This is a genomic window from Ancylobacter novellus DSM 506, assembly GCF_000092925.1.
In the GTDB taxonomy this organism is placed as follows: domain Bacteria; phylum Pseudomonadota; class Alphaproteobacteria; order Rhizobiales; family Xanthobacteraceae; genus Ancylobacter; species Ancylobacter novellus.
The window spans coordinates 4,723,295-4,748,976 of the sequence record NC_014217.1 but is presented as its reverse complement, the minus strand read 5'-3'; the positions used below and the strand labels follow the sequence as shown (position 1 = coordinate 4,748,976).

Here is a 25,682-nt window from a genome sequence, read left to right as displayed (position 1 = left end):
GGCCAGCGAACTCGCGCCCCTCGCATCCGGCACGGGGCGCACCTATATGGGCGCGGACGGAGCCGACATGACATCACACACGCAATCCCATAGCCGTTCGCCCGAAAGCCGCTCGCCTGCCGCCGAGGCGGTGGACGACCGCGTCACCCCCTTCCACGTCGACGGGCTCGACGTGCGCGGACGCGTCGTGCGCCTCGGCACCAGCCTCGACGCGGTGCTGGCGCATCACAATTATCCCGCGCCGGTCAAGCGCCTGCTCGGCGAGGCGGTGGCGCTCACCGTGCTCCTGGGCTCGACGCTCAAGATCGCCGGGCGCTTCATCCTGCAGACCCGTACCGACGGGCCGGTCGACCTGCTCGTGGTGGATTTCACCGCGCCGCAGGACGTGCGCGCCTATGCCCGCTTCGACGCGGAGAAGGTCGCCGCCATCGAGGCCGCCGGCACCGCTTTCGACAGCGGCGCCCTGCTCGGCCATGGCCATCTCGCCATGACCATCGACCAGGGGCTCTCGGTCAACCGCTACCAGGGCGTCGTCGCCCTGGAGGGCGGCGGGCTGGAAGCCGCGGCGCACCAGTATTTCGCCCAGTCCGAGCAGATCCCGACGCGGGTGCGCCTCGCGGTCGCCGAGGAGGTGCGCCCGGGCGGCGCGGCCTCGTCCTGGCGCGCCGGCGGGCTGATGGTGCAGTTCCTGCCGACGGAGGGCGGGCGCATTCGCCCCGCCGACCTGCACCCCGGCGACGCGCCGGAGGGCACGGAGATTCCGGAGGTTGTCGAGGACGACGCCTGGGTCGAGGTGCAGTCGCTGGTCGGCACGCTGGAGGATGTCGAGCTGGTCGACGCTGACTTGTCGAGCGAGCGGCTGCTGTTCCGCCTGTTCCACGAGCGCGGCGTGCGCGTGTTCGAGACCGAGGGCGTGGTCGCCAAATGCTCCTGCTCGCGCGAGCGGGTGATGAACGTGCTGGCCGGCTTCTCGCGCGAGGAGCGCGAGAGCCTGGTCGAGGACGGCAAGGTCACCGTGACCTGCGAGTTCTGCGGCCGCTCCTACGGCTTCAAGGCCGAGGAGGTCGTGGGGCCGGAGGAGCCGGATTCCCCGGTGCAGTGAAGTCCGGCTCTCCCGCCGTCCGACCACCCGCACAACGTCATGGCCGGGCTTGTCCCGGCCATCCACGTCTTTCCGCTTGCACGCGGTCCCAAGGCATGGATGCCCGGATCAAGTCCGGGCATGACGGCGCTCTTTCGATTTCCGTCCAGCCGGCCCTATCCCACGCACTCCCCGATCAGCCCCTTCAGGAACCGCTCGCAGGCCCGCAGCTGTGCCACCTCGATGAACTCGTCCGGCTTGTGCGCCTGATCGATCGAACCGGGGCCGCAGATGATGGTGGGGACGCCCTGCGCCTGGAAATGCCCGCCCTCGGTGCCGTAGGCGACCGTATAGGTGCGGTTCTGCCCGGCGAGGCGCAGTGCCAGCGTCTCCGCCTCCGAGCCGGTCTCAGGCGCCAGCGGCGGCACCTTGTAGATGAAATCGGTGGTGATCTCGGCCTCCGGCGCGGTGGCGCGCAGCTTCGGCAGCACCACCTCGCGGCCGAACCGCTCGAAGCGGTCGAGCAGCGCGTTCTCGTCGAAGCCCGGCAGGCCGCGCAGGTTCCAGCGTAGGGCGCAGCGGCGCGGCACGATGTTGCCCGCCGTGCCGCCCTCGATCACCGTCACCTGTAGCGTGGTGTTGGGCGGATCGAACCGGCCGGACGGATCGCCGGCGGCGATCAGCTCCGCGCGATAGCGGTCGAGCTCGCCGACCAGCTCGGCGGCGGCGAAGATGGCGTTGGCCCCCAGCTGCGGCATGGAGGAATGCGCCTCGCGGCCGGTCACCGTCGTCACATAGGCGACGCCGGACTTGTGCGCATCGACCACCCGCATCGAAGTCGGCTCGCCGACGATGCACGCGCGCGGCAAGGGGAGATCGACGCCCAGCTTGCGCACCGCCGGCACCACGCCGGTACAGCCGACCTCCTCATCATAGGAGATCAGCAGGTGGATCGGCGTCTTAAGCTTGGCCGCCGTCATCTCCGGCAGCATGCCGAGGCAGGTGGCGAGGAAGCCCTTCATGTCGCAGGAGCCGCGCCCATAGAGCCGGTCTTCCTTCGGCGTCAGCGTGAACGGGTCGGTGGTCCAGGGCTGGCCGTCGACCGGCACCACGTCGGAATGGCCGGAGAGGCACACGCCGCCCATGCCCGAAGGCCCGATGGTGGCGAACAGGCTCGCCTTGTCGCCCTCCTCGTTCGGCACGGTCACGCTGTCGACGCCGTGAGCGGAGAGGTAGTCGCGCACGAAGGCGATGAGGTCGAGATTCGAGTTCCGGCTCGTCGTGTCGAACGCGACCAGATGGGCGAGAAGTTCCTCGGTCGTCGTCCGTCCGGCCAGCATGGAAGGTCCCCGTTTTTGCTTGAGGTGGCAGCATAGAGGGGAATGCTGCACCGCCCAACGGGGCGCGCTGCCGCTCCGGCGAATTTCCGTGGATCGAACGGTCAGCGCCGCCAGAAGCTCGGCAGGAACAGCACCAGCACGGTGAACAGCTCCAGGCGCCCGACCACCATGCCGAAGGAGAGCATCCAGATCACATGCTCCGGCAGGGCCGAGAAGTTCTGCGCCGGCCCCACCACCGGCCCCAGCCCCGGCCCGACATTGGCGATGGCGGTGATGGACAGCGAGAAGGCGCTGATCATGTCGTAGCCGACCGCATTGATCGCCATGCCGATGACCATGAAGGCGGCGAGGTAGAGGAAGGCGAAGGAGAGCACCGAGGCCACCACCTCGTCACTGATCGGCTTGCCGCCATAGAGCACTGGGAACACGCCGCTCGGATAGATGATGCGCTTGAGGTGCTGGCCCAGCGCCGAGCCGAGGATGGCGATGCGGAAGCTCTTCATGCCGCCGGCGGTCGAGCCGGTGCAGGCGCCGAGGAACAACAGGATGAAGTAGAGCGCGTCGGTCGGCGGCCCCCAATGGGTGAAGTCCACCGCGACGAAGCCCGTGGTGGACATGATCGACACCACGTTGAACAGCGCCTGTCGGAGCGCCGTCTCCCCGACCGCTATGCCCCCGCGCACCTGCTCGACGGTCGAAATGAGCGTGAAGAGCATGACGAGCGAGAGGAACAGCCGCACCTCGGTATTGGCGAACAGCCGGCTGAAGTCGCCCGCGAGCACGCGCAGATAGAGCACGAAGGGCAACGAGCCGGAGAGCATGAAGAAGATCGCCGCATAGTCGATGGCCGAGCTCTTGAAGTAGCCGATCGAGGCGTCGTGGGTGGAGAAGCCGCCGGTGGAGATGGTCGACATGGCGTGGGCGATGGCATCGAACACGCTCATGCCGAGAAAGGCGTAGGTCACCGCGCAGGCGAAGGAGAGCAGCAGGTAGGTGCCGAGGATGCTCTTGGCCATCTGCGCCGCGCGCGGCAGCATCTTCTCCGACTTGTCGGAGGATTCCGCCCGGAACAGCTGCATGCCGCCGATCTGCATCATCGGCAGCAGCGCCATCGCCATGACGATGATGCCGATGCCGCCATACCAGTGCAGAAAGGCGCGCCAGATGAGGACGCCAGGCGGGCGGTTGTCGAGATCGGTGACCACCGTGGCGCCGGTGGTGGTCAGCCCCGACATCGCCTCGAAATAGGCGTCGGTGAAGGAGAGATCGGTCTGCGCCCACATGAAGGGGATGGCAGCGAAGGCCGAGAGCAGCAGCCAGCTCGCCGTGGTGAGCACGAAGGCCTGCCGCAGGTCCAGCTTCTCCACCTCGCTGGAGCGCCCCGCCAGCCATAGCGACAGGCCGACGAAGGCGGTGATCACGCCGGCGGCCGCATAGACGACGAAGTCCGGCTCGCCGGCGATGAGGTCCACCAGCGCGGGGATCATCATCGTCGTGCCGAGGATGGCGAGCAGAACGCCGAGGATGGCGGCGATCGGGCGGAAATCGATCACGGGATCACGGAACCGTTCGGCACGGGACGCTCGCGGAAGGCCTTGCGGCGCGGGGATCGGGAGGCACGCGCCACCATAGCTGCTTCGCCGGGGCGCCGGAAGCCAGCGGGGCGTGCCTCAGTTCAGCGTGCGCAGCTCGCCGGGCATGTCGAGCGAGAAGGCGGGCACCTCGGCGTCGAAGATCTCGCCGCTCTCGGTAATGAGGTTGTAGCTGCCTTCCATGATTCCGGTGGAGGTCGGCAGCGGCACGCCGCTGGTATATTCGAAATGCGCCCCCGGTGGCAGCACAGGCTGCTCGCCGACGACGCCGGCACCGCGCACCTCCTGCACCCGGCCGAGCGCATCGGTGATCAGCCAGTGGCGGGATTTGAGCTGCACCGTCTCCGGGCCGAGATTGACGATCTCGACCGTGTAGGCCCAGAAGAACTGGGCTCGATCCGGATCGGAGCGCTCCGGCGCGAAGCGCGGCGTCACCGTCACCTGCACGCCCCTCGTCGTCGCGCGGTACATCCGCCGCCTCCCTGTGCTCCCCGCTTCGCCCAAGGCACGCTAGTGAAAGGCTTTTGCCGGTGAAGGGCAAGGCGGGGACGATTCACGAGAGCGTTGGTATCCCCGCCGGCTCCCCTCATGCCCGGGCTTGACCCGGGCACCCAGTGACCGGGAGCGCCAAGCCCTCTGGGTCCGCGGGTCAAGCCCGCGATGAGGGAAAAAGTTTGGGACCTGACCCTCACCCCCTCAGCGCGCGGGCGACGTCGTCGGTCAGGTCGTCGACATGCTCGAGCCCGACCGAGAGCCGCACCATGCCGTCGGAGATGCCCATCTGCGCCCGCGCCTCGGGGGTGAAGCGCTGGTGCGTCGTCGTCGCCGGATGCGTGATGAGGCTCTTGGCGTCGCCGAGATTGTTGGAGATGCGCGCCACCTTCAATCCGTTGAGGAAGCGGAAGGCGCCGGCCTTGCCGCCCTCGACCTCGAAGGTCACCAGCGTGCCACCGCCGCGCATCTGGCGCTTGGCCAGTTCGTGCTGCGGGTGGTCGGCGCGGTAGGGATAGATCACCTTGGTGATGCCCGGCAGGTCGGCAATGCGGTCGGCCAGCGTCGCCGCGCTCGCCTGCGAACGCTCGACGCGCAGCGGCAGCGTCTCCAGACCCTTCAGCATCACCCAGGCGTTGAACGGCGATACCGACGGGCCGGTCTGGCGCAGGAAGGTCTGCAGGTGGTCCGTGAGGAATTTTTCGGAGCACAGCACCGCGCCGGCGAGGCAGCGCCCCTGCCCGTCAATGTGCTTGGTCGCCGAATAGACCACCACGTCGGCGCCGAGCTGGAGCGGGCTCTGCAGCATGGGCGTGGCGAAGACGTTGTCGACGATGAGGCAGGCGCCCGCCACCTTCGAGACCTGCGCCACCGCGGCGATGTCGATCAATTCCAGCGTCGGGTTGGTCGGGCTCTCCAGGAAGAACACCTTGGTTTCCGGCCGCACCGCCGCCTTCCACGCAGCGATGTCGGTGCCGTCGACCAGCGTCGAGGTGACGCCGAAGCGCGGCAGCAGCTCCTCCACCACGTAGCGGCAGGAACCGAACAGTGCGCGCGCCGCCACCACATGGTCGCCGGCCTTGAGCTGGCACAACAGCGCCGCGGTGACCGCCGCCATGCCCGACGCCGTGGAGCGGCAGACCTCGGCGCCTTCCAGCAGCGCCAGCCGGCCCTCGAACATCGCCGCCGTCGGGTTGGAGTAGCGCGTATAGATGAAGCCGGCATCCTCGCCCTTGAAGCGCGCCTCCGCCTGCTCGGCGGTCTCGTAGACATAGCCCTGCGTCAGGAACAGCGCCTCGGAGGTCTCGCCGAAGGGCGAGCGCAATATGCCGCCATGCACGAGGCGCGTGTCCGGCCGCAGCTGGGCGATCTCGGCGGGGGTGAGCTTGGGTTCGGCGGTCATCTGGCGCTCCGGTCTCTCGCGATAGCCGGGGACGCCCACGCGCAGACGCTGCGCGGCCCCGACCTTTTAGCAACCTTGTTTAGCGTGGCGGCAAGCCGGCCGGCTCAAAGGACCACGTAGGGCGGGATTACTCCCGCGCCCGGCTTGGCGTCAAGGGGCGCGTCCGTTAAACCGAACGGAACAACCGTATCGGAGAAACGGCGTTGGCGGATTCAGGTCTGAAAGGCGAGGGCATTCTGCCCGGCCATGCCATCCAGGCTCTGGCCGACCGCGGCTCCATCCGCATAGCCCGTCCCTTCGATGCCGACCAGGTGCAGCCGGCGAGCCTCGATTTGCGCCTGGGCCCGACCGCGTGGCGCATCCGCGCCAGCTTCCTGCCCGGCCCGTCAGAGACCGTGGCCGAGCGGCTGAAGCGGCTTTCGCTGCACGAGCTCGACCTCACTTCCGGAGAGGTGCTGGAGACCGGCTGCGTCTACCTCGTCGAGCTGGAGGAGGCGCTGGCGCTGCCTTCCGACATCGCCGCCTCGACCAACCCGAAGAGCTCCACCGGCCGGCTCGACGTGTTCACCCGCGTCATCGCCGACCGCTCGCGCGCCTTCGACATCGTGCCGCTCGGCTATGAGGGCAAGCTCTATCTCGAGATCAGCCCGCGCACCTTCCCGATCCTCGTGAGGCAGGGCTCGCGCCTGTCGCAGATCCGCTTCCGCCGCGGCGACGCCCGGTTGGAGGAGAATGAATTGCGCGCCCTCGACGCCGCCGAGAAGCTGGTCGACACCCCCCGCCCGGACGTCGCCGGCGCCGGCATCGCGGTCAGCGTCGATCTGTCGGGCGAAGGCTTCGGCGGCCTGCTCGGCTTCCGCGCCAAGCGCCACACCGGCCTGATCGATGTCGACAAGCGCGCGGCCTGCGAGGTCGAGGATTATTGGGAGCCGCTCTACACACGCGGCCGGCGCGAGCTGGTGCTCGACCCCGACGCCTTCTACATCCTCGCCTCCAAGGAAGCCGTCCACGTGCCGCCGAGCCATGCGGCGGAAATGGTGCCGTTCGACCCGCTGGTCGGCGAGTTCCGCGTGCACTATGCGGGCTTCTTCGACCCCGGCTTCGGCCATTCCGCCGCCGGCGGCTCCGGCGCCCGCGCGGTGCTGGAGGTACGCTCGCGCGAGGTGCCGTTCATCCTCGAAGACGGCCAGATCGTCGGCCGCCTCGTCTATGAGCGCATGCAGGAACTGCCGCGCACGCTCTATGGCGAGGGGCTGGGCTCGAACTACCAGGCGCAGGGGCTGAAGCTGTCCAAGCACTTCAGGCCGTGGACGCGGGAGTAAGCGTCACCCCCGCGGCGGGTCTCTGCCCTCGACGAACGCCCTTATCAGGTGATGCGCGATCGCCATCTGCGGCGGGGCGGTCAGGCCCTCGGGATGGGTGCGGGTGAGCAGAAGCGCCGCTTCGTCGCGGTGGAACCAGCGCGCGCCCTCCAGCTCGTTCTGGTCGATGGTGATCTCGCGCGAGGTCGCCTGCGCGTGCGTGCCGATCATCACCGACATCGGGAACGGCCAGGGCTGGGAAGCGAGGTAACGCACCTCGCCGGTGCGGATGCCCGCCTCCTCCAGCGTCTCGCGCCGCACCGCCTGCTCGAAGGTCTCTCCCGGCTCGACGAAGCCGGCGAGGCACGACCACATGCTTGGGGCGAAGCGCGGCGAGCGGCCGAGCAGGCATTCATCGCCGTCGACGGTGAGCATGATCACCACAGGGTCGGTGCGCGGGAAATGCTGCGCGCCGCAATTGGGGCATTCGCGCCGCCAGCCGGCCTCGGCGACAATGAGCTTCTCCCCGCAATTGGAACAGAAGGTGCGCCGCGCGTGCCAGGCGAGCATCGCCTTGGCGGTGGCGAGCTCGCCGATCTCCTCCGTGCCCACCAGTCCCTGCACCGCGATCGAGCGCAGGTCGATGACGAAGAGGTCCGCCCGCTCGGTCAGCATGGCGAGAGCGGCGGCGTGCAGCGGCAGCACGAAATGCGGCACGCCCTCGTCGAGGCCGAGCAGGCAGGCCTCATTGGGACGCCCGCCGAGCGCGGCGGCCTCCTCCAGAGCGAACAGCGCCTCGAAGGCACCATGACCCTCTTCGATCCCCGGGCGGCGCTTGAGTACGATGCTCTCGCCGGCGATGAGGCAGGCGCGCGCCCTCGGATCGGCGAGGAAAGCCTCGCTCTGTCCACGCCGCTCGCTGGCGCGGTCGAGCCGCGCGCCGGTGTAGCCGAGATGCGGCCACGGCCCCAGAAGGTCGGTCACCGTCCCCGTCGCCATCACGCCTCGCCCAATGCGCTGCGCAGCCGCGCCACCAGCAGCATCGCCTGCGGCGCCGCATAGCCCTGGCGCTCGCCCACACCCCAGACCGGCTTCGGCCAGGCCGCGTCGGTGGTGAAGCGGGCAATGACGTGGACGTGGAGCTGGCGCACCATGTTGCCGAGCGCGGCGACGTTGAGCTTGTCGCACCCGGTCAGCTCCTTCAGCGCCCGCCCCACGCGGTCGATCTCCCCGGTGAGCGCGAGGCGCGCCTCGCCTTCGAGGTCGACCAGATCGGCGAGGCCGGGCCGGCGAGGCACCAGGATCAGCCAGGGGAAGCGCGCGTCATCTACCAGCCTCAAGGTGGAGAGCGGCAGGTCGAGCACCGGGAAGCTGTCGGCCTCCAGCTGCGCGTCGAGCTGGAAAGGGGGATCGTCGCTCATCTGCCGGATCGCCGTGCTGTGAGGGCCGTGCCGGAAGCTGCTAGGGAGCCTCGCGGGCCGGCCGTGATGCGGGTCGCCCACCTATAGCCGCCCCGCCCGCCCCGCGCCATGGCGAAGCGGCGACGCCGGCGAGCCGGGGCTCACCAGGCTCCCCGCAAACCACCGCCTTTTCCCGAATCCGCCGCCAATCAAATTGCCCGCGACCGCCCTTTGGCCTACTGAAGGAAGGCGCGCGGCCTGGCCGCTAGCGTGCAGATCGAGCCTGAAGAAAATCCCATGTCCGTGAACGTTCCGGCCGACGCCGTCCGTCGCGCCGCCATGCCCGTGCTGGTCGCGCTCAGCGTGACGCATTTCCTCAACGACATGATCCAGTCGCTGATCCCGGCGGTCTATCCGATCATCAAGGATGCCTACGCGCTCGATTTCGGCCAGATCGGCATCATCACCCTGACCTTCCAGATCTCCGCCTCGCTGCTGCAGCCGCTGGTCGGCCTCTACACCGACCGCCACCCGCTGCCCTATTCCATGGTGGCGGGCATGGGCTTCACCCTCGTCGGCCTGATCGGCCTCGCCTATGCCGGCAGCTACCCGCTGCTCCTGGTGGCGGCGGCCTGCGTCGGCATCGGTTCCTCGATCTTCCACCCCGAGGCGACGCGCATGGCGCGCAAGGCCTCCGGCGGGCGGCACGGCTTCGCGCAGGGCCTGTTCCAGGTCGGCGGCCAGACGGGCGGGGCCATCGGCCCGCTGCTCGCCGCCTTCATCATCGTGCCGAACGGCCAGTCGAGCCTCGCCTGGTTCTCGGTCGCCGCGCTGATGGCGATGCCGCTGATCGCCTGGACCGCCTCGCACCGCGCCCTCGCCGTCCCCGCCGCGCACAAGGCGCACGCGCATGAGGCGCCCCGCCCCGATGCGCCGACCGGCTGGCGCGTCGCCTTCCCGCTGACGATCCTGATCCTGCTGCTGCTCTCCAAGACCGCCTACACGGCGAGCTTCACCTCCTTCTACACCTTTTACCTGATCGAGAAATTCGACCTGTCGGTGCAGACCTCGCAGATGATGCTGTTCCTGTTCCTCGTCTCGGCGGCGGCCGGCGTGGTGTTCGGCGGCATGCTCGGCGACCGCATCGGCCGCAACAAGATCATCTGGTTCTCGATCCTCGGCGCCCTGCCCTTCTCGCTGCTGCTGCCGCATGTCGGGCTGGTGTGGACCGGCATCCTCACCGTGATCATCAACCTGATCATGTCGAGCGCCTTCGCCGCCATCCTGGTCTACGCCATCGAATTGATGCCGCACCGCATCGGGCTCATCGGCGGCTTCTTCTACGGGCTGGTGTTCGGCCTCGGCGGGCTGGCGGCGGCGGCGCTGGGCGTGTTCGCCGACAGCCACGGCATCGACGCGGTCTACCATGTCTGCGCCTACCTGCCGGCCTTCGGCCTGCTCGCCTGGTTCCTGCCGAGCCTGCGCGGCGCGCGGGTGTCGTGAGGCACCGCCTGTCGCAATTACGCCGCGCGGCTTTCTAGACTGGCGGGAGCGATTCTCCTCCCGAAGGCTCCCGCCATGCCCGATACCGCCCCGATCCCCGCGCTACGCACGCTCTACCCGCCGATCGAACCCTATGCGAGCGGCATGCTCGAGGTCGGCGACGGGCATTCGATCTATTACGAGCGTTCCGGCAAGAAAGGCGGCAAGCCGGTCGTCTTCCTACATGGCGGCCCCGGCGGCGGCTTCTCGCCCACGCACCGCCAGCTCTTCGATCCCGCCCGCTACGACGTCACTTTGTTCGATCAGCGCGGCTGCGGCCGCTCGACGCCCTATGCCAGCCTGGAGGCCAACACCACCTGGCACCTCGTCGCCGACATCGAGCGGCTGCGCGAGAAATTCGGCCACGCGAAATGGCAGGTGTTCGGCGGCTCCTGGGGCTCGACGCTGGCACTCGCCTATGCCGAGACTCATCCCGAGCGCGTCTCCGAGCTGATCCTGCGCGGGGTCTACACCGTCACCAAAGCCGAGCTAGACTGGTACTACCGCTTCGGCGTCTCCGAGATGTTCCCCGACAAATGGGAGCGCTTCCTCGCGCCCCTGAAGACGGCGGAAGAGCGGGCCGATCCGGTGCTCGCCTATCGCGCGCTGCTGACCGGTGACGACGAGGCCGCCAAACTCGCCGCCGCCCGCGCATGGTCGACCTGGGAGGGTGAGACCATCACCTTGCTGCCCAGCCCCGAGCTCTCGGCCGCCTTCGCCGACGGGTATTACGCGCTCGCCTTTGCCCGCATCGAGAACCACTATTTCTTCCATGACGCCTGGCTCGATGACCGCCAGCTTATCCGCGACGCGCACAGGCTCAAGGGCATCCCCGGCGCCATCGTGCATGGGCGCTACGACATGCCCTGCCCGGCGCGCTACGCCTGGGAGCTGCACAAGGCCTGGCCCGATGCCGAGTTCCACCTGATCGAGGGCGCCGGCCACGCCTATAACGAGCCCGGCATCCTCGACCGGCTGATCCGCGCGACCGACCGCTTCGCCGGCTGATCCAGGAGGCGAGAATGACCGACCTCTCCCGCCGCGCGCTGCTGGCGCTCGGCGCCGCCCTGCCACTCTCCTCGCTGGCGCGAGCGGCGGACGACGACTTCCAGCGCCGCGCCGCCGATATTTTCCCGCCGCTGATGAAGGCCCACGACATTCCCGGCCTCGTCGTCGGCCTCTCCCGCGAGGGCCGGCACGACTTCTTCGCCGCCGGCCTCACCGCCCGCAAGGGCGGCAAGCCGGTCGATGCCGACACGCTGTTCGAGCTCGGCTCGGTGTCGAAGACCTTCAACGTCGCGCTGGCCGCGCTCGCCTCGGAGCGCGGGCGCCTCGCGTTGGACAAGCCGCTCGCCGAGGTGCTGCCGCGCTTCAAGGGCACCGCCTTCGGCGCCCTCACACCGATCAATCTCGCCACCCACGCCACCGGCGGCATGCCCTTGCAGGTGCCGGACGGGGTGAAGACCGACGCCGCGCTGATGGACTGGCTCGCCGCCTGGAAGCCGGCCGCGCCGCCGCAGACGCGCCGCGCCTATTCCAACATCAGCATCGGCATGCTCGGCCGCGTCACCGCGAGCGCGCTCGGCACCAGCTATACCGAGGCCGCCCAGGGCACGCTGTTCCCGATGCTCGGGCTCAAGGGCACTTTCATCGACGTGCCTGCCGCCGCCCGCGCGCGCTACGCGCAGGGCTACAACCGCGCGAACAAGCCGGTGCGCGTCACCCCCGGCCTGCTCGACGCCGAGGCCTATGGGGTGAAGTCCTGCGCCCGCGACATGCTGCGCTTCCTCGACGCGCATCTCGGCACGGTCGAGGTTCCGGCCGAGCTCTCCCGCGCGCTGGCCCTCACCCGCACCGGCTATTTCGAGACCGCGCGCTATGTGCAGGACATGGTGTGGGAGCAGTACCCGTGGCCGGTTGGGCTCGACCGGCTGATCGCCGGCAATTCGATGGACATGGCGACGAAGCCCCAGCCTATCACCCGCCTCGCGCCCCCGCTGCCGCCGCAACAGGCGGTGTTCATCAACAAGACCGGCTCGACCGCGGGCTTCGGCGCCTACGCGGTGATGCTGCCGGCGCAGCGCACCGGCCTCGTCATCCTCGCCAATCGCGGCTACCCCAACGGCGAGCGGGCGAAGGCGGCCTACGGGCTGATCGAGGCGCTCGCCGGGCGCTGAGGTCGCGGGCGGCGGCGCGGTTGCCGCGGCGGCGCGCGGCATTAAGCTCGCGCCACCGCCACCTCAAGGACGCGCCGCATGAAGCCCTTCATGAATCTCGACGAGGCCGTCTTCGACGACATCGAGGACAACGGCCTCTACACCTCACGCCGCGCCAGCCTCAGCCCGCATATCGGCGCGCGGAAGCTCGGCTACAACCTCACCGTGGTGCTGCCGGGCAAGGTGCAGTGCCCTTTCCACAACCATCATGTCGAGGAGGAGATGTTCCTCATCCTCGAAGGCGAGGGCGAGCTGCGCTTCGGGGAGGCGCGCTATCCCATCCGCAAGCACGACGTCATCGCCTGCCCGCCCGGCGGACGCGAGGTGGCGCACCAGATCATCAATACCGGCATAGGCGAGTTGCGCTACCTCAGCCTGTCGACCCTCGCCGAGGTCGAGGTCTGCGAATACCCGGATTCCGGCAAGCTGTCGGTCGTCACCGGCGAGGCCGGCGGCGGCCTGCGGAAGATGTTTCGCGCCGAGGTGACGGTGGGGTATTATGATCGGGAGAAGGGTGGGGAGTGAGTAGTTCCAGACTGGCGCGCCCCATTTGGCTGTACACTGTCTAAATTTACCTAACAGCAATCGCGTGAAGCACAACTGGAAATATATCTTCGTATTATCACAATGGAATTAATACATGATGCAATCCTGGTCCGAGCACTCAGCTACGAATAAAAACCTTTTAGAATTTGGCTTAAAGCCTATATTTATATGGCTGATAAAAACAGCTTTGGATCAAGATGTCATAACCTATCAACGTATAAAGAAAAAACTCGAAATTGAAGTTGATTTTTCAACCATATTTACTACTAGAATTGGATTTGTTGTCGGAGAATTAATGAATAGAATTCTCGAAAAACGACCCGACGCCCCTCTAATCAATGTTCTGGTCGTAAATGGCACAGACAATCAACCAAGCCGAGGCGCCGGACCATTCATGGCCGCACGCTTCCTTGTGCCAGAACTAGAAGATAGAGATTTTAAAAGCAGAAATCCTGAAATATGGAGTTCGTACGTCGAACGATCTAAGAAACAGGTTTATGAATATACAAAAGACCAATGGCACATATTATACAATGACGTTTTCGGAGAAAATATTACTACAACTGTAATTAACGACTACGCTCACCAAAACGGTTCGGGCGCCGAAAATGATTATGGTTCTGGAACTTATAAATATGAACCCGGCGGCGAGAGTGAACATCACAAATCCCTGCGCATTTGGGCCATGAACAATCCACATGAAGTGCATAATTCTTTTTATGGAGCAATAAGCAAAACGGAGTTTAATCTATATTCTTGAGACAGAATCGACGTACTGTATGATATAAATGATAGAATTATTATTGTTGAAGTCAAGTCACATATTTCTAATAAGATCGATCTAAGGAGAGGAGTATTTCAGTGTATAAAATACAGAGCAGTTATATCCGCCATGGGCATATGGGAAAATCCGAAAATAGAAACAATCTTACTTACTGAATCCGCGATCCCAGAAGATATCCATGCGCTAGCTGAGCAACACGGTGTAAAACACGTTCAGGCTCAGAGAGAACGGCGCTGACCCCCCTTACCCCACCTTCCGCATCAGCGCCGCATGGATGGTCATCGGCTCCAAGAGCGGCTGCGGCGCGGCGAGCATGCGTTGGCGCAGCTCGCTCTCCAGGCTCGCGGTGAACGCCGCGCGGAAGCCGGCGTCGCGCGCCGGGTCGAGCGCGGCGAGCAGCGAGGGCAGGAACGGCGCGCGGAAGAAGCCGAGATGCCGGCCGGCCAGCGCCTCGGCGTCGCCATCGGCCACGAAAGCCGGCCAGAACGGGTCCGGCATGGGCTGCGCCTCCTCCGCCACCAGCTCCAGCCCGGCAAAGGCGCCGTCCGCGAAGGGCGCGCGCACCTCGTCGGCCCGGCGCTCATGCACGAGGATGGTCATGCGGGCGCGCTCGGCCGGCCTCAGCATGCCGTCCTCCTCCATCGCGGCGAGCACCTCCTGCGTCCAGCCCATCAGCACCGGGAAGGTGCTGGCCACGCCCTCGCCGAGGCCCGGCTGCACCACGACGAGACCGCCGCCGGCCTTGAGCTCGCGGGCGCGGGCGGCGAGGAAGCTGCGCCAGTCCGCCGCCGCCTGCGCCGCGAAGCGCGCATGGATCGCCGGCGCGGTGAGATGCGGCCAGACATGGCCGGCGCGGGCCACCGGCGCCGCGCTCAGCCAATGGGCGGCGAAGGAGCACCAGCCGAAATCGACCGTTTCCGCCGGCAGCACCGGCCCGAAGAAGGAGCGGCCGACCGCCGAGGCGAAGACGTTGGGGTCGGCGCGCAGATAGCTCTCCTCATGGTCGCGCAGCAGCGTGAACAGCGCGGCGAAATCATTGGCCGGCTGGTCGACATGCACCACGCTGATCGCCGGCTCCGGCCCCACCGCCTCGCGCGCGCAGCCGAGCGCCGCGGCGATCGGCCGGAGCGAGTTACCACCCTGCGCGCAGCCGTAATCGGCGAGCACCACGGGGCCGGACAGCGCCATGGCGGCGAAGGCCTGCCCGATCATCGGCAGGCCATGGGCGCCGCCGGCGGCCTGATGCTGGGAATGGCGGTTGTAGCAGCCGCCCGTCTCCATCGGCGCCGGCTGCCAGCCTACCCTTGCCTGTTCCATTCGATGCGCCCCCCGCCCCGCGCATTATGCCCGCAACCGGGCGCGCCGCGAAGGCATGCGCTCCCCCTTGCATCCCCGGCCCATCTGACCGATATAGGCGGCGGGAGGTTGGCGGTGGACGAGCCACTCGCCAACCGGGTCAGGTCCGGAAGGAAGCAGCCCCAACGAGCCCGGATCGGGTCTCTGTCCAGCCTCCCACCTCATTCAGACATACCGGCCGATGAGGCGCTCCGCTCCCCAATTGGGCGCGCGCGATGTATGCCCTCAACCAAAGCACCGTCATGGCCGGGCTTGATCCGGCCATCCACGTCTTTCCGTCGGCACCCGGCCCCAAGTCGTGGATCAAGTCCGGGCATGACGGTGCGCGGGGGTTAAGCCGCGACACCCGTAACCCCATCCCCCGGATTTTCCCCGGCTGCGGCACCGGGGCGTTGCCTCATCGTCGCCGGTCGATGCTATGAAGGGGACCATGAGCGCCGACCGCCCCGACACGCCCGACCTCACCCACGCGCCCGACGAGGGCGCCGGGTTCGGCTTCGACCTCGGGCTTGCGCCGGCCCCAGCCTCCGGCGCGGCCGCCGCGCCCTATCGCGTGCTCGCGCGCAAATACCGGCCGCAGACCTTCGCCGACCTGATCGGCCAGGAGGCGATGGTCCGAACGCTCTCCAACGCCTTCACCTCCGGGCGTATCGCGCAGGCCTATATCCTCACCGGCGTGCGCGGGGTGGGAAAGACCACCACCGCCCGCATCCTCGCCCGCGCGCTCAATTACGAACCGGCCGACGGCCCCGCGGGCGCAAATACCGTTCCGTCGGCGCCGACGCTCGACATGCCCGCGCTCGGCCGCCACTGCCGCGACATCATCGAGAGCCGGCACGTCGACGTGCAGGAGATGGACGCCGCCTCCAACACCGGCATCGGCGACATCAGAGAGATCATCGAGGCGGCGCGCTACAAGCCGGTGCTGGCGCGCTACAAGGTGTTCATCATCGACGAAGTGCACATGCTCTCCACGGCGGCCTTCAACGGCCTGCTGAAGACGCTGGAGGAGCCGCCCGAGCATGTGAAGTTCATCTTCGCCACCACCGAAATCCGCAAGGTGCCGGTGACGGTGCTCTCGCGCACGCAGCGCTTCGACCTGCGCCGCGTCGAGGCCGGCACGCTGGCGCGGCACCTGCGCGCCATCTGCGACGCCGAAGGGGTCGGCATCGACACGGAGGCGCTGAGCCTCGTCGCGCGCGCGGCGGAAGGCTCGGTGCGCGACGCGCTGTCGCTGCTCGACCAGGCCATCGCCCATGCGGGCGGCCAATCCTCCGGCAACACCGTGCATGGCGAGCAGGTGCGCGCGCTGCTGGGGCTGGCGGATCGCGGGCGGGTCATCGACCTGTTCGAGGCGCTGATGAAGGGCGACGTCGCGCAGGCGCTGACCGAGCTGCGCGAGCAGTACGATTCCGGCGCCGACCCGGCGGTGGTGATCGCCGATCTCGCCGAATTCACCCATCTCGTCACCAAGCTGAAGATCATCCCCGAGACCGCGGACGATCCGGCCCTCGTCGAGGCCGAGCGGGTGCGTGGGCGCGATTTCGCCAAGGCGCTGTCCATGCGCGTGCTGGCGCGAGCGTGGCAGATGCTCACCAAGGGCCTTTCCGAGGTGCAGCAGGCGGCCAAGCCCATGCAGGCGGCGGAGATGGTGCTGGTGCGCCTCGCCTATGCCAGCGACCTGCCGACCCCGGACGAGGCGCTGCGCCGCCTGCGCGAGGGGGCGAGCGAGCCGGCGGGTCGCCCCGTGGGTAACAGCGGTGGCGGCGGCGGCGGAGGCGGAGCCGCTCCCTCCGGCGGCGGCTCGGCGATGCTGGCGACCGCCCCCCGCGCCTTCTCTCCCGCCCCGGCCCCTTCGCAGGCGCCGAGCGCGGCGAGCCATCTTTCCGTGGCCGCGCGCGGAACGCCGAGCGCCGCTCCCTCGCCCGCCGCCGCCCCGCAGCCGGCACCGGGCATCGCCATCGCCACCTTCGAGGAACTGGTGGCGCTGGCGTCGCAGAAGCGCGACCTGCGGATGAAATTCGCGTTGGAAAACAATGTTCGTCTCGTCGCCTTCGAGGATGGCAAGCTGGAGCTGGCGCTCGCCGCCGGCGGCTCGCCGAACCTCGTGCAGGAACTGCAGGGCAAGCTTTCCGAATGGACCGGAAAGCGCTGGCTGGTCGCGCTGTCGCGCGAAGAAGGCGAGCCGACGCTGGCCGAGCAGGCGAAGTCCGCCCGCGACGCGATGATGACCGGCGTGCGCGCCGACCCGCTGGTGGCGGCGGCGCTCGCCCGCTTCCCCGGCGCGTCCATCGTCGATGTGCGCACGCAGGTTCCCGACGACGCGCCGCCCGCGCCTTCGCCGGACGATTACGAAGCCATGGCTGCGCGCGACGAGCCCGGCCCCGACGATGAAATCGAGTTCTGAGGTGAGGAGCCCCGCATGAAAGACCTTCTCGGCATGATGTCCAAGATGAAGGAGATGCAGGCGCGCATGGAGCAGTTGCACGCCGATCTCGAGGCCACTGAGGTCGAGGGCGCGGCCGGCGGCGATCTGGTCAAGGTGACCCTCTCCGCCAAGGGCGCGATGCGCGGCATCAGCATCGACCCGAGCCTGCTCAATCCCGACGAGGCGGAGATCCTCGAAGACCTCATCGTCGCCGCCCACAAGGAAGCCTTCAGCAAGGGCGAGCGTGTGGTGCAGGAGAAGACCCAGGCCCTCACCGCCGGCCTGCCGATACCGCCGGGGCTGAAGCTGTTCTGAGGGCGAGCGCCCCGTCACTGCAGTCGTTATCCCGGCCGAGCGTAGCGAGAGCCGGGATCGCTCTCCATCCTGCTCACGATCCCGGATCGGCCTTTGACCGTCCGGATGACGATGTTTCAAGCAAGGCACCGTCATGGCCGGGCTTGACCCGGCTATCCACGTCTTTCCGCAGGCACCCGGTCCCAAGTCGTGGATGCCCGGCCCAAGGCCGGGCATGACGTCGCTCAGGGGTGGCGCGCCCCCTCGACGATCCCTATCACCGCCGCCGAGATAGCCTCGGCCTGCGCCGCCAGCGGGCCCTTGATCCGGCCATAGAGCGCGAACACCGCCGGCTGCACCACGCAGCCGAGCGCCATGGCGGCGGTGAGCGTTGCGCGCTCAGGACTAAGCCCCGCGCCGCGCAGCAGCCGCGCCACGGCCTCCACCACATTTCCTTCCGGTCCGTCCGGCACGGAAGCCAGATGTTCGTGCTGGTGGATGAGGAGGTAGGCGAACAGCGCCGGCTCGGTGTCGAACAGCCGGCAGGCGAGGCCGACCACTGCGGAAATCTTGGCGCGCAGATCTTTCTCCCGCGCGTCCACCGCGCAGATCTCACCGGCCAGCGTCGCGTAACGCGAGAGGAAGAGTTCGCGCGCCAGCTCCTCCTTGGAGGGAAAGTGCCGGTAGAGCGCGCCCTCGCTCACCCCCACCCCCTGCGCGATGTCGCGCACGGAGGTGCCGGCCACCCCCTTCTGCGCGAACAGCTCCAGCGCCACCGCCTCTATGCGCGCGCGCGTGTCCGTCCCGTCGCGCCCGCGGCGGGCGCGCGGGGGGACCCGCGCCGGGGCGTTCATGCGCCGTCCCCGGCCGGTGCGGCCACACCGCGCGCGGCGACGGCCTCGAGCGCAATCACCCTTGCCTTGGTGAAGTCGACCTTGCCGGAACCGAGCAGCGGCAGCTCCTCCATCGGCAATATCTCGGCCGGGATCATCAGTTCGGTCACGCCGAGCTCGCGGCCATGCGCCTGCAATGCCGCGCGGGTGAGGTCGGCCGCCGTCGTGAGCAGGATGATGCGCTCGCCGCGCCGGGCGTCCGGCACCGCCACGGCGACGTGCTCGGCATCCGGCCGCAGCGCCGAGACCAAGGAGTCGATGGCGGCCAAGGAGATCATTTCGCCGGCTATCTTCGCGAAGCGCTTCACCCGGCCGCGTATGGCGACGAAACCGTCCTCGTCGAGGGCGACGATGTCGCCGGTGTCGTACCAGCCCATCTCCGGCGGCTCGACCACGCCCGGCTTCTCCGCGCGCAGATAGCCGAGCATCACGTTCGGCCCGCGCACCTGAAGCCTTCCGCCCTCGTCGATGCCGGTGACCGGCTCCAGTCGGTGGTGGATGCCCGGCAACATGCGGCCCACCGTGCCCGCGCGGTTGAACATCGGCGTGTTCACCGCCAGCACCGGCGAGCATTCGGTCACGCCATAGCCTTCGAGGATGCGGTGGCCGAACTTCTCCATCCACACCCGCCGCGTCTCCGCCTTCACCGGCTCGGCGCCGGCCACCACGAAGCGCAGCGAACGGAAGTCGTAGGGGTTGGCGGTGCGGGCATAGCCCATGAGGAAGGTGTCGGTGCCGACGATGGCGGTGGCGTTCGTCGCGTAGACCAGCTCCGGGATGATCCGGTAGTGCAGCGGCGAGGGATAGAGATAGGTCTTCAGGCCGGACACCATGGGCAGAACCAGCCCGCCGGTGAGCCCGAAGGAATGAAAGACGGGCAGCACGTTGAACATGATGTCCGCCGGCGAGAAGTCGATGCGCGCCGCCACCTGCGCCACATTGGTCAGGATGTTGCGGTGGGAAAGCACCACGCCCTTCGGCGATCCTTCCGAGCCGGAGGTGAACAGGATGAAGGCCGGGTCGTCCGGGCTCGCGGGCTTGGGCGCGGCGCCCGGCAGCATGGCCGCGACCTTGTCCATGGTGGTGACGCTGGCGCGGATATCCTCGGTCATCAACACGCGGACGTGTTTTTCCAGCTCCGCGATCTCGTCCTCCAGCCGCGCCTTCTCGACGAAGGCACGGGCGGCGACGATGGTCTTCACCTCCGCGGCCTTGCAGGCGGCGACGAGGTTGGCCGCGCCGGCGGTGTAGTTGAGCATCACCGGCACGCGGCCGTGGCGGGAGAGGCCCATCAGCACCACGGCGATGCCGGCGGCGTTGGGCAGCAGCACGCCGACCTTCTCGCCGGGCGCAGTTTCCTTAGCCAGCTTGCCGCCGAGGATCTTCGCGCCCAGCAGCAGCTTGCGGTAGGTCAGGATGGTGCCGAGCGGGTCCTCGACCACCACACGGCCCTTGCCGAGGCGAACCGCCGCCTCCTCCACCGCCTGGTAGACGGTGATGCGGGTATGGCTGGTCTCGAAGACGAGATCGCTCATCACGTCGTAGAGCGCCGCGCCGGCCGCGCGCCGCCGCTTGCGGCCGAACAGCTCGGGATCGACCTTGAGCTTGCGCGGCGGCAGGATGGTCACCCGCACCTTGGGGAACAGGCGCTTGCGCGTCTGGTCCGGGGTCAGGCGGGAGAAATAGGTCTGCTCCAGCCCCTCGATGCGCACCGGCACCACCTGGGCATCGGATTTGTCGGCGATGAGCGCCGATCCGTCATAGATCTTCATGATCGAACCGGTGACGGTGATGCGCCCCTCGGGGAAGATCACCAGCTGCTCGCCCTGCTGCACCAGCCGGATTAGGTCGCGCGTCGCCAGCGGCCGCGTGGGATCGAGCGGGAAGGCGCGCACCAGCTTCAGGAACGGCTTCACCCACCAGCGCTCGGCGATGGCGGAATCGACCGCAAAGACCGGGTCGTTGTCGAGCAGCGCCATAATCAGCGGGGCGTCGAGGAAGCTGACATGGTTGATGGCGATGACCGAGCCGGGGCCGGCCTCCTTCAGATATTCGGCGCCGGTGACCTCGACGCGGAACAGCGCGCGGAACACGACCTTGATCAGGTCGCGCAACACCTGCCCCTGGAAGGCGCGCCCGGCCAGCACCGCGACGATGAGGCAGGCGACGCCGATCACCGCCATCAGCGCCGGCGCGGTGAGCCCCGCGAATTGCAGGGCGGCGATGACCACGGCGCCCGCCACCATGAAGGCGGCGTTGAGCACGTTGTTGCCGGCGACGACGCGGGCGCGCCGGTCCTCGCCGGCCTCGGCCTGCAGATAGGCGAAAGTCGGCACCACGAAGGCGCCGCCCGCCGCCGCGAGGCCGATCAGGCCGATAGCGGCGTGGAGGCCCGTATAGGAGAACAGCAGCTCGTGCCAGCCGACCGGCGTGGCGACCGGCGCCTGCGCGCTCATCAGCACGGCGAGATAGAGCGCGAAAACGCCCATCAACAAGCCCGCCGCCGGCACCAGCGCCAGCATGATGCGCCCTTCCGAGAGCCGCGCCGCCAGCGTCGAGCCGATGGCGACACCGACGGTGAAGAGCAGCAGGAACAGCGTCACAACGCCCTCGGTGCCGCCGATATTCTCCTTCACCAAAGTGGGCAGCAGCGCCAGCACCACCGCGCCGACCAGCCAGAACCAGGAGACGATCAGCGCCGCGCGCCAGATCGGCGGGCGCGCCTTGATCTCGCCGAGCAGTTGCATGGTGCTGCGCCAGATATTGGCGTCGATCTTCAGGTCCGGCGCGCCGGGCAGCGTGCGGGGAATGGCGCGCGCGCACAGCCAGGCGACGACGGCGAAGGCGAAGGTGAAAAAGGCCACCGACCAGTCGCCGGTATGGGTGATGGCGATCGCCCCGCCCACCGTGCCGGCGAGGATGGCGGCAAAGGTCGCGGTCTCGATCAGCGCATTGCCGGCGACCAGCTCCTCCTTGGCGAGGTGGTCGGGCAGGATGCCGTATTTCACCGGCCCGAACAGCGCGCTCAGCGTGCCCATCATGAACAGGCCGAAGAACAGCGTGGGCACGGATTGCATCACGAAGCCGGCGCTGGCGATCAGCACGATCCAGATCTCGGCGAACTTCACCCGCCGGGCGATCAGCGACTTGTCGTAGCGGTCGGCGAACTGCCCGCCGAGGCTGGAGAACAGGAAGAAGGGCAGGATGAACACGGCACCGGCGAGCGTCACCAGCTCGGCGCCATTCTCATGGGCGATGCCGTACAGGATCAGCAGCGCCATCGCGTTCTTCACGAAGTTGTCGTTGAAGGCCGCGAAGAATTGGCACCAGAACAGCGGGGCGAACCGCCGTGCCGTCATGAGCCGCGTGAACATGCCCCCATCCTCCCGACTCGATTTATGTCAGTGAACGATCACTTACATAAAACCCGGCAGGCGTCAATCAGGTTCCGACAGGTCAAATCTCAGAGGAAGGTGCCGAGCAGCGCCGCGACCAGCAGCACGCCGTCATGGGCGGCGAGCTGGAGGCGCGAGGGGGTGCCCCTGGCGTGCAGCATCAGCGTCGCGGCCAGCGTCGCCAGCGACCAGCCGGCGCCGACGGCGAGGAAAGCCACGGTGATGGTCGCCGCATCGGCCGCGTGCGCGGTCGTCGCCGCAGCCGCGACGCATACCGCAGCGGCGACGAGCGCCAGCGGGCCAGCGCCGAAGCGGCTTGCCAGCGCGCCGCCGGCCAGCGCCGGGGCATACATCGCCACAACGTGCCAGGCGACGACGCCGGAGATCAGCGGCACGCCCACACTGCAGCCGGCGAGTGACAGCGGCGCGCCGGCCATGGCGGCGGTCATCGCACCCCAGGCCAGCGCCGCCAGCACGGTCGGCACGGCAACCGCTTTCCAAGTGAGAGCCGTCGCCGGCCCCGTTTCCCGCATCGCCTCGACGGTGAGCCCCGCATGGGAGAAGCGCGCCTCCGGCAGGGTCACCGCGAAGGCGAGCGCGCCGAGCTGGGCGATGGCGGCGAGGATCAGCGTGCCGGCGAAGGTGAAGGGCGAGAACGCCGCCTCCGCCGCACCGGCGAGCAGCGGCCCGGCGAGGCCGGCGAGCACGCCGGCGCCGAGAAGCCGCGCCACCGCCGCGCCCTGCCCGCCCGCTCCCGCGCCGAAGGCGGCGGCGTGGCGGTAGAACATGCCGAAGCCCTGCGCGGCGCCCAGCCAGGCGGCGCCGATGATCAGCAGCGGGAAGGCGGCGAGCATGAGGCCGTAAGCGGCGATGAGCCCGCCGGCGACGCCGAGGCTCGCCCCCAGCGCGAAGCCGGCGCGGCGGCCGAAGGCGTCGAGCAGGAAGCTGGCCGGCAGGCTGGCCAGCGCCGCCCCGGCGAGGAAGGCGGCGAGCGGCAGGGTCCCCAGTTCCGGGCGCGGCGCCAGCATGGCCCCAGCCAGCGGCAGCGCGCCCAGCGTCAGCGCCTGCGCCAGCACCACCAGCGCGAAGCCGCCGGCAAGACGCACCGTGCCGAGCGGCCGGCGCAATTCGCGCGGTCCGTCCTCCGGGCAGGCGCAGCCGAGCCGGCCGGCGCGGGCGGTGGCCTCGTCATAATAGTTGCTGGCGCTCATCGACGGCCCCGCGGATCGGCCAGATCGTCATCCTGGAGCACGCGCACGGCGGCGCCGTCCATGTCGTCATATTGCCCGGCGCGCAGCGACCACAGGAAGGCCGCGAGGCCGAGCAGGCCGAGGCTCAGCGCCGCCGGCACCAGATAGAGCAGCACGGTCATGCGACCTCCTTCGCAGCCGGCGCGCCGTTCCGGGCGCGCAGCGCGTTCAGCGTGACGATCACCGAGGAGCCGGACATGGCCAGCGCGGCAATGAGCGGCGTCACGAAGCCGCCGATGGCGAGCGGCACGGCGATGAGATTGTAGACCACGGCGATGGTCAGGTTCTGTTGCATCAGCTGACGCGCCTTGGCGGCGACATGCAGCGCGGTCGCGACCGGAGCGAGCTTGTCGCCGAGGAACACCGCGTCCGCCTGCGCCCGCGTCACGTCGGCGGCGGTTATCGGCGAGAGCGAGACATGGGCGGCCGCGAGCGAGGGCGCGTCGTTGAGCCCGTCGCCGACCATCAGCACGCGTCCGCGCGCCTCGAAACTCTCCAGCACGGCGATTTTGCCGGCCGGGCGCAGCTCTGCCCACCAGTCGGCGATGCCGAGCGTCCGCGCCACCGGCGCCACCGCCGCGGTACGGTCGCCCGAGAGCAGCGCGACGTGCCGACCCTCCCGCTGCAATTGTTCGACGACGGCGACCGCATCGGTCCGCAGCGCCTGCCGCACCTCCAGCACCGCGCTCTGGTGGCCGAGCCTGACCGCGACCAGCGAGGCGTCGGGCTCCTGCTCCGCACGCTGCGCCGCCAGCCCCTCGCAATCGCAGAAGGCCGGGCTGCCGAGCCGCGCCGGCAGGCCGTCGATCTCCGCCTCCACCCCCGCGCCGCTGATCTCGCGCGCGCCCTCGACCGGGATCGCGCCGGGATGCGCGGCGGCGATGGCCCGCGCCAGCGGATGGGTGCTGGCCAGGGCGAGGCGCGCAGCCGCGTTCATCAGGCCCGGCGGCACGTCGCGGGTCACGGCAAGCCGCGGCTCGGGCAGGGTCAGCGTTCCCGTCTTGTCGAAGGCGACAGTGTCGACCTCGGCCAGCCGCTCGAAGGCGTCGCCGGAGTTCAGCAATATGCCGTTCCGCATCAGCGTGCCGGCCGCCACCACCTGCACTGCCGGCACGGCGAGCGCCAAGGCGCAGGGGCAGGTGATGATGAGCACCGCCACGGCGATCAGCACCGCCTGATGGATGGAGGCGCCCATAAGCAGCCAGCCGAGGAGCGACAGCAGCGCCGTCGCGTGCACCACCGGCGCGTAAAGCCGCGCGGCCCGGTCGGCGAGGCGGACATAGCGCCCGCGCGCGGTCGAGGCCTTGTCGAGCAGCCGCTCGATCTCGTCGAGGAAGGTGTCCTCGCCCACCGCGGTGGTGCGCAGCCGCAGCGTGCCGTCATGGATCAGGCTGCCGGCATGCACCGCCTCGCCGGGCTCGACCTTGCGCGGCAGCGTCTCGCCGGTGACGAGGCTCTCGTCGACGGCGGCTGTGCCGGTAAGCACGATGCCGTCCACCGGCGCACGCTCGCCGGCGCGCAGCATCACCTCGTCGCCGGGCTTCACCGCCGCGGCGGGCACGGTGACGAGCGTGCCGTCGGCCTCGATGCGGTTGGCGGTGGTGGCCTTGAGCGCCGTGAGATTGCCGGCCTCCGCCCGCGTCTTGCGGCGCATGGCGTGGTCGAGATAGCGGCCGGTGAGCAGGAAGAACAGCAGCATCACCGCCGAGTCGAAATAGGCGTGCTCGGCGTGGTTCAGCGTCTCAAACACGGAGACGCCGAGCGCCAGCGTGACGCCGAGCGTGATCGGCACGTCCATGTTGAGCGAACGTGCCCTCAAGGCCCGCAGGGCGCTCTGGAAGAACGGCTGGCCGGCATAGGCCGCCGCCGGCAGTGCGATCACCGCCGAGAGCCAGTGGAACAGGTCGCGCGTCTCCGGCGTGATGTCGGTCACGTTGCCCGACCACACCGATACCGACAGCAGCATGATGTTCATCATGGCGAAGCCGGCGACCGCGAGGCACCGCAGCAAATGCCGCGAGGTGGCGTGCTCGATCGCCTCCAGCCGGTCGGCCTCGAAGGGATAGGCGCGGTAGCCGGCCTTTCCCAGCGCCGCCATCACGGCGGCGGGCTGCGGCACGGCCTTCGCGTCCCAGCCGACGGTGAGGCGATGGGTGGTGTAGTTGAGGCGCGCGCGGACGACGCCCGACGCGGTCTCGGCGGCGTCCTCGATCTCGTCGATGCAGGCAGCGCAGTCGATGCCCTCGATGGCGAAGGCCATCTCCGCCTGCCCGGCCGGGTCGCGGCGCAGGAACAGCGAATAGTCCTGGGCAGGCTCCTCCGCCGGGACGGCCGGCATGGCGGGAAAACCGGCGACCTGAGCGTCCATCG

At 68.7% G+C, this 25,682-nt stretch carries 21 protein-coding genes, 1 other RNA gene and 1 riboswitch; of the genes, 10 read left to right on the top strand and 12 right to left on the bottom strand.

Features of this window, described 5'->3' with window-relative positions; all coding sequences use genetic code 11:
• The first annotated feature begins 67 nt into the window (after positions 1 to 67).
• Positions 68 to 1,102 (top strand): Hsp33 family molecular chaperone, encoded by a 1,035-nt coding sequence (locus SNOV_RS22310; RefSeq protein WP_013169244.1) that lies wholly within the window; start codon positions 68 to 70, stop codon positions 1,100 to 1,102.
• Between the two features lie 155 nt (positions 1,103 to 1,257).
• Here the strand turns inward: SNOV_RS22310 and argE are convergent, their stop codons facing one another.
• The 4 genes from argE to SNOV_RS22290 all read right to left on the bottom strand — a co-directional run bounded on the left by argE (position 1,258) and on the right by SNOV_RS22290 (position 5,907).
• On the bottom strand, positions 1,258 to 2,421 hold the full coding sequence (gene argE / locus SNOV_RS22305) for an acetylornithine deacetylase (RefSeq protein ID WP_013169243.1): 1,164 nt from the start codon (positions 2,419 to 2,421) through the stop codon (positions 1,258 to 1,260).
• Between the two features lie 101 nt (positions 2,422 to 2,522).
• Positions 2,523 to 3,974 (bottom strand): TrkH family potassium uptake protein, encoded by a 1,452-nt coding sequence (locus tag SNOV_RS22300; protein WP_013169242.1) that lies wholly within the window; start codon positions 3,972 to 3,974, stop codon positions 2,523 to 2,525.
• A 117-nt stretch (positions 3,975 to 4,091) separates the two neighbouring features.
• Positions 4,092 to 4,484: a Co2+/Mg2+ efflux protein ApaG gene (gene apaG / locus SNOV_RS22295; protein ID WP_013169241.1), complete on the bottom strand. Its 393-nt coding sequence runs from the start codon at positions 4,482 to 4,484 to the stop codon at positions 4,092 to 4,094.
• A 217-nt stretch (positions 4,485 to 4,701) separates the two neighbouring features.
• Positions 4,702 to 5,907 (bottom strand): O-succinylhomoserine sulfhydrylase, encoded by a 1,206-nt coding sequence (locus SNOV_RS22290; protein ID WP_013169240.1) that lies wholly within the window; start codon positions 5,905 to 5,907, stop codon positions 4,702 to 4,704.
• Positions 5,908 to 5,953: 46 nt separating this feature from the next.
• A riboswitch (SAM riboswitch) is annotated at positions 5,954 to 6,033 on the bottom strand.
• A gap of 77 nt (positions 6,034 to 6,110) precedes the next feature.
• Between SNOV_RS22290 and SNOV_RS22285 the strand changes: the two genes are divergently transcribed.
• Positions 6,111 to 7,229 carry a 2'-deoxycytidine 5'-triphosphate deaminase gene (locus SNOV_RS22285; protein WP_013169239.1) on the top strand — a complete coding sequence of 373 codons (1,119 nt, stop codon included), beginning with the start codon at positions 6,111 to 6,113 and terminating at the stop codon, positions 7,227 to 7,229.
• A gap of 3 nt (positions 7,230 to 7,232) precedes the next feature.
• Here SNOV_RS22285 and nudC read toward each other — a convergent pair whose 3' ends face one another.
• A complete protein-coding gene (nudC, locus tag SNOV_RS22280; RefSeq protein ID WP_013169238.1) occupies positions 7,233 to 8,207 on the bottom strand; it encodes an NAD(+) diphosphatase in 975 nt (324 codons plus the stop codon).
• Positions 8,207 to 8,629: an HIT domain-containing protein gene (locus tag SNOV_RS22275; RefSeq protein ID WP_013169237.1), complete on the bottom strand. Its 423-nt coding sequence runs from the start codon at positions 8,627 to 8,629 to the stop codon at positions 8,207 to 8,209. The genes nudC and SNOV_RS22275 overlap by 1 nt, the downstream gene beginning before the upstream one ends.
• A gap of 276 nt (positions 8,630 to 8,905) precedes the next feature.
• Here SNOV_RS22275 and SNOV_RS22270 point away from each other — a divergent pair, with 276 nt between their 5' ends.
• The 5 genes from SNOV_RS22270 to SNOV_RS23680 all read left to right on the top strand — a co-directional run bounded on the left by SNOV_RS22270 (position 8,906) and on the right by SNOV_RS23680 (position 13,672).
• Positions 8,906 to 10,111: an MFS transporter gene (locus tag SNOV_RS22270; RefSeq protein WP_013169236.1), complete on the top strand. Its 1,206-nt coding sequence runs from the start codon at positions 8,906 to 8,908 to the stop codon at positions 10,109 to 10,111.
• A 75-nt stretch (positions 10,112 to 10,186) separates the two neighbouring features.
• Complete coding sequence (gene pip / locus SNOV_RS22265) at positions 10,187 to 11,158, top strand: prolyl aminopeptidase (RefSeq protein ID WP_013169235.1); 972 nt, start codon at positions 10,187 to 10,189, stop codon at positions 11,156 to 11,158.
• 14 nt (positions 11,159 to 11,172) lie between these two features.
• Positions 11,173 to 12,327: a class C beta-lactamase gene (ampC, locus tag SNOV_RS22260; protein WP_013169234.1), complete on the top strand. Its 1,155-nt coding sequence runs from the start codon at positions 11,173 to 11,175 to the stop codon at positions 12,325 to 12,327.
• 78 nt (positions 12,328 to 12,405) lie between these two features.
• Positions 12,406 to 12,891, top strand: a complete 486-nt coding sequence (locus tag SNOV_RS22255) for a cupin domain-containing protein (RefSeq protein ID WP_013169233.1) — start codon at positions 12,406 to 12,408, stop codon at positions 12,889 to 12,891.
• 115 nt (positions 12,892 to 13,006) lie between these two features.
• Positions 13,007 to 13,672 (top strand): hypothetical protein, encoded by a 666-nt coding sequence (locus SNOV_RS23680; RefSeq protein WP_144296040.1) that lies wholly within the window; start codon positions 13,007 to 13,009, stop codon positions 13,670 to 13,672.
• A gap of 267 nt (positions 13,673 to 13,939) precedes the next feature.
• Here SNOV_RS23680 and SNOV_RS22250 read toward each other — a convergent pair whose 3' ends face one another.
• A complete protein-coding gene (locus SNOV_RS22250) occupies positions 13,940 to 15,013 on the bottom strand; it encodes a class I SAM-dependent methyltransferase (protein WP_013169232.1) in 1,074 nt (357 codons plus the stop codon).
• Positions 15,014 to 15,115: 102 nt separating this feature from the next.
• Here SNOV_RS22250 and ffs point away from each other — a divergent pair.
• The 3 genes from ffs (at position 15,116) to SNOV_RS22240 (ending at position 17,795) form a co-directional block, all read left to right on the top strand.
• Positions 15,116 to 15,213, top strand: an RNA gene (gene ffs / locus SNOV_RS23215) — signal recognition particle sRNA small type.
• Positions 15,214 to 15,482: 269 nt separating this feature from the next.
• The gene (locus tag SNOV_RS22245) at positions 15,483 to 17,459 is read left to right on the top strand and encodes a DNA polymerase III subunit gamma/tau (protein ID WP_013169231.1); all 1,977 of its coding nucleotides are present in this window, start codon (positions 15,483 to 15,485) and stop codon (positions 17,457 to 17,459) included.
• A 15-nt stretch (positions 17,460 to 17,474) separates the two neighbouring features.
• Positions 17,475 to 17,795 carry a YbaB/EbfC family nucleoid-associated protein gene (locus SNOV_RS22240; RefSeq protein WP_013169230.1) on the top strand — a complete coding sequence of 107 codons (321 nt, stop codon included), beginning with the start codon at positions 17,475 to 17,477 and terminating at the stop codon, positions 17,793 to 17,795.
• A gap of 224 nt (positions 17,796 to 18,019) precedes the next feature.
• Here SNOV_RS22240 and SNOV_RS22235 read toward each other — a convergent pair whose 3' ends face one another.
• The 5 genes from SNOV_RS22235 to SNOV_RS22215 all read right to left on the bottom strand — a co-directional run bounded on the left by SNOV_RS22235 (position 18,020) and on the right by SNOV_RS22215 (position 25,680).
• On the bottom strand, positions 18,020 to 18,628 hold the full coding sequence (locus SNOV_RS22235; protein ID WP_013169229.1) for a TetR/AcrR family transcriptional regulator: 609 nt from the start codon (positions 18,626 to 18,628) through the stop codon (positions 18,020 to 18,022).
• Positions 18,625 to 22,041, bottom strand: coding sequence for an acyl-[ACP]--phospholipid O-acyltransferase (locus SNOV_RS22230; protein ID WP_013169228.1), 3,417 nt, complete (start codon positions 22,039 to 22,041; stop codon positions 18,625 to 18,627). Before SNOV_RS22230 ends, SNOV_RS22235 begins: the two co-directional genes overlap by 4 nt.
• Positions 22,042 to 22,130: 89 nt before the next feature.
• Positions 22,131 to 23,273, bottom strand: coding sequence for a hypothetical protein (locus SNOV_RS22225; protein ID WP_013169227.1), 1,143 nt, complete (start codon positions 23,271 to 23,273; stop codon positions 22,131 to 22,133).
• Positions 23,270 to 23,434 carry a cbb3-type cytochrome oxidase assembly protein CcoS gene (gene ccoS, locus SNOV_RS22220; protein ID WP_013169226.1) on the bottom strand — a complete coding sequence of 55 codons (165 nt, stop codon included), beginning with the start codon at positions 23,432 to 23,434 and terminating at the stop codon, positions 23,270 to 23,272. Before ccoS ends, SNOV_RS22225 begins: the two co-directional genes overlap by 4 nt.
• Positions 23,431 to 25,680 (bottom strand): heavy metal translocating P-type ATPase, encoded by a 2,250-nt coding sequence (locus tag SNOV_RS22215; RefSeq protein WP_013169225.1) that lies wholly within the window; start codon positions 25,678 to 25,680, stop codon positions 23,431 to 23,433. The genes ccoS and SNOV_RS22215 overlap by 4 nt, the downstream gene beginning before the upstream one ends.
• Positions 25,681 to 25,682 lie beyond the last annotated feature (2 nt).